Genomic DNA, 2,736 nt, shown 5'->3' with positions numbered 1-2,736 from the left:
GCCCGCATCCGCGCCCTCGGCGAACGCGCCGTCGCCACCCTCAAGACCTGGAAGATCCTGGTTAAGCTGCGCTGCTGCCCACGCCTGGACTTCACCCAGGTCGACGGCGGCCCGTCGACGATCGACGGTCGCGGCACGGGCGAATCCTCACCCAGCAGTACGCGCAACCGCCCCAGCGCCCGGTGATCTTCTGGCCCGCTGATAAAGCGGGGACTGTGCCACGAACGGTGTTTCTGGCCCGATTCGCCGGATTTTGGTTCGGCGGGATGGGCACTGTGAGTAATGACCGCAGAGATCGTGAGTCCACGGAAGAAGCCCGGTGTTCAGGGCCGGGGGCTGTCGCCGGAGCAGGCCGCAGCGGCGGCGATGGTGGCCGAGGCCCGGCAGCGAGGCTTGGCGCTGACCGGCCCGAACGGGTTGTTGAAACTGTTCACCAAGAATGTTCTCGAGACGGCGTTGAACGAGGAGATGACCGAGCACCTCGGTCATGAGAAGAACCAGGCCGATCAGGGCCGCGGGTCGACGAATGTGCGGAACGGGGCACGGTCGAAGACGGTGGTGTCGGACGCGGCCGGTGAAGTCTCGATTGAGGTGCCCCGGGATCGTGAGGGGACGTTCGAGCCGCGGATCGTGAAGAAACGGCAACGCCGACTCACCGAGGTCGACGAAATTGTGTTGTCGTTGTATGCGAAAGGGTTGACGACGGGAGAGATCTCGGCGCATTTCGCGGAGATCTACGGCGCGTCGATCTCGAAGGAAACAATTTCCCGGATCACCGACAAGGTGGTAGCCGAGATGGCGGACTGGTCGTCGCGCCCCCTCGACGCCGTGTACGTCGCCGTGTTCATCGACGCCATCGTCGTGAAGGTGCGTGACGGGCAGGTCGCGAACCGGCCTGTCTACGCGGCCATCGGGGTCACCGTGGACGGCCGCAAGGACGTCCTCGGGCTGTGGGTCGGCACCGGCGGTGAGGGCGCCAAGTTCTGGATGAGCGTGCTGATCGATATGAAGAACCGTGGCGTGACCGATGTGTTCTTCCTCGTCTGCGACGGGCTGAAAGGGTTACCCGCTGTCGTCGAGGCGGTGTGGCCACAGACCACGGTGCAGACGTGCATCATTCATCTGATCCGGAACACCTTTCGGTTGACGTCACGGGCGGACAGCGACGGTATCAAGCGGGATATCAAACTGATTTACACCGCACCGAACCCGGATGCCGCACTCACCGCACTCGAGGAATTGGAGGAGAGATGGGGAACCAAATACCGGGCGATGATCCGGTTGTGGCGTAACGCGTGGAACGAGTTCATTCCGTTCCTCGACTACGACGTCGAGATCAGGAAGGTGATCTGCTCGACGGATGAAATCGTCAAGCGCCAGCACTGGTTTTCGCGGGATTGTGTGGCTGCCAGTGGGCGACGAAGACCTCGTAGGCGCGTTCGGCCTGCTCGGCTGCCGCGGTCTCGGCGGCTCGCCGTTGCTTGTCGTTGTAGGCAGCGGGTGGAGTGCGGAAGTTCCCGCGACGTGAAGGAGCGCCGGCGGCAAGCTCGAGCTTGCGCCGTTTGTGGGCGGTCAGAGCCGGGCGGGCGAAGGCGTAGTCCTGTTCCTTGGTGACCACGTGCCAGGCAAGGGTGGTCATCTTGCGGGCCGTCGCGACGATAGCGGTAGGGAACCCACGCCGGGCCTTGACCCGCTGGTAGAAGGCGCGTAGCGGTCCGGGCGCGTGGCTGGCCGACCAGGCCGCCTCGACAAGCACGCCGCGGACCTGGGCTCGACCGGCTTTGCTGATCCGGCCGTGCACCGGCGCGGAGTTCCCGGACTGGCGGACCTTCGGATTCAAGCCCACGTAGGCGACCAGTTTGTCGGCATCGCCGAAGCGGGTGAAGTCGCCGACAGCGGCCACGATCGAGATCGCCGCGATCGCGTCGATCCCGGGGATCGTCATCAACCGGGTCACCACCGGGTCGGCGAACGCCTCGACCGCCAGCTCCCGGTCGACGAGGGCGAGTTCGTCGCCGTGGAAGTCCAGCTGCCGCAGCAGCGCCTGCACGCTGGCACGCTCGTCGGCCGGCAACGCCTGCCGACACAGCCAGTGCCGGCCAGTGGTGCCGAACAGGTCGGACACCGGCGGCGTCGGGGCGAGGTTGCGGGCCAGGATGGCATGGACCTGGTTCTTGATCCGAGTCCGTTGCCGCACCAGATGCGCCCGCCGGGTCACCTGCCGGCGCAGGCTGCGGGTCCGTTCGTCGGGTAGCCACACCGGCGGCAGGAAATCCGCGGCCAAAAGCTGAGCCAGGATCCGCGCGTCGACGTTGTCTGTCTTGACCTTCGCCTCCGCGATCGCCCGGGTCTTCGACGGGTTCGATACCACGACCCGGCCCACCAGCGGGATCAGCAGGTTCGCGATCGCGTCGCTGTTCCCGGTCGCCTCCAACGCCACCTGATCATCAGGACGCAAGCTGCAGGCCCACTGCCGCAACGCTTCAGGAGTGACGCCTATCCGGCCCTCGTCGCGGACCACGCCGTCTTCGAGGATCGCCAGCTGCGCGAACTCGCGATGCACATCCATGCCGATACAGCGACTCATCGTGTTCTTCCCTCCACCGGATCGATCGGGTTGGGAACCGCTGGGACGGAACGACACCTACGGATACGCGCTCACAGCGCAGCCGGACCAGTCGCAGGGGCGGCCAACTACTAACACGGGCTCGCAGCCCACTGAGCAAGAACGGCCTG

The 2,736-nt window shown here is 65.6% G+C and carries 1 protein-coding gene and 2 pseudogenes; 2 read left to right on the top strand and 1 reads right to left on the bottom strand.

Going from position 1 to position 2,736, the window contains the following annotated elements:
• A pseudogene (locus VGP60_RS11435) lies at window positions 1-186 on the top strand (hypothetical protein); the annotation flags it as partial.
• 180 nt (window positions 187-366) lie between these two features.
• Window positions 367-1,368 (top strand): annotated as a pseudogene (locus VGP60_RS11430) (IS256 family transposase); the annotation flags it as partial.
• Window position 1,369: 1 nt separating this feature from the next.
• Here the strand turns inward: VGP60_RS11430 and VGP60_RS11425 are convergent.
• On the bottom strand, window positions 1,370-2,587 hold the full coding sequence (locus tag VGP60_RS11425) for an IS110 family transposase (RefSeq protein WP_327547916.1): 1,218 nt from the start codon (window positions 2,585-2,587) through the stop codon (window positions 1,370-1,372).
• Window positions 2,588-2,736 lie beyond the last annotated feature (149 nt).

Source organism: Amycolatopsis sp. (genome assembly GCF_036008905.1).
In the GTDB taxonomy this organism is placed as follows: domain Bacteria; phylum Actinomycetota; class Actinomycetes; order Mycobacteriales; family Pseudonocardiaceae; genus Amycolatopsis.
This window is presented reverse-complemented; position numbering and strand designations above follow the sequence as displayed.

Excerpts from the sequence above, each read along its gene's own strand:
- VGP60_RS11425 (WP_327547916.1), bottom strand. The coding sequence starts at position 2,587 with ATGAGTCGCTGTATCGGCATGGATGTGCATCGCGAGTTCGCGCAGCTG.